Source organism: Paeniroseomonas aquatica (assembly GCF_030409335.1).
Lineage (GTDB): Bacteria > Pseudomonadota > Alphaproteobacteria > Acetobacterales > Acetobacteraceae > Belnapia > Belnapia aquatica.
Genome location: NZ_JAUFPN010000240.1, coordinates 1 through 907 on the forward strand (window position 1 = coordinate 1; position 907 = coordinate 907).

The 907-nt window shown below is 52.8% G+C and carries 1 protein-coding gene; it reads right to left on the reverse strand.

Annotated elements, in window-relative coordinates:
* Window positions 1-108: 108 nt before the first annotated feature.
* Window positions 109-864 carry a sulfite exporter TauE/SafE family protein gene (locus QWZ14_RS29075; protein WP_290320562.1) on the reverse strand — a complete coding sequence of 252 codons (756 nt, stop codon included), beginning with the start codon at window positions 862-864 and terminating at the stop codon, window positions 109-111.
* Between the last annotated feature and the right edge of the window lie 43 nt (window positions 865-907).

The following is a 907-nucleotide window of genomic DNA, read 5'->3' on the forward strand; positions in this document are numbered from 1 at the left end:
ACCATGCCCGTCAGCCTTCGCGCATAATCCAGGCTAGCTAGCCGCTAAGCCAATCCCCGAACGCCGGCCATTCGTCCGCAGAAAACATTCGAAAATCACCGATAAAACTCAATGAACAAAATACCAAAATGCCAGTGAGGCTCCCGTTACAATCACAGAATATCGAATAAAATCGATGGTAACGAGCTTAGCAACAATCACGCCAAGCCATCCACCTAAAATACTAGATACCGTGATGATGATCGCCTCTGGCCACCTGACAAACCCTGATGCTAGGAACAAAATAACTGCAAGTCCCTGCATGAGGACTGCTAAAATATTCTTAGCAGCGTTTGCTGCATGAAAATTGCCGCCGAAAACTAAGGGAAGAATAGCCAGCATCATGATACCCATGCCTGCGCCGAAATAGCCGCCATAGACCGCGATCAGGCCTTGTAAGATCAGTGCGCCGCCTTTGGGCAAGAGTGCAGACTGAGCAAGATCTCCTTTCTGGAGGCGGGCTCGTTCTAACCAGACCGGGATGAACGGCGAGATCGCAAACAGCAAGGTTGCAATCAGCAAGAGCCAAGGCACGAGACCTTGGAAAGCCGTGTTATCGGAATTCAGCAGAAGCCAACCACCTGCAAGCCCGCCGAAGGCTGAGACGATGCCGAGAGGTATCAGCTTGGTGCCTAGCGCGGCGAGTTCTCGCCGATATGCCAGCGCAGAAGCAACCTGGCCCGGCAGTACGGAAACAGCGCTTGTAGCATTCGCGCCAATTGGGGGCAGGCCTGTTGCCATCAGTGCCGCGAAGGTAAAAAAAGTCCCTCCTCCTGCAATAGCATTGACTATGCCTGCCACCAGACCCGCTGCGACAAGTATCAAGCTATCTAGCCTGGATAATTCGTGAGGCCGACAGCAAGCGTCG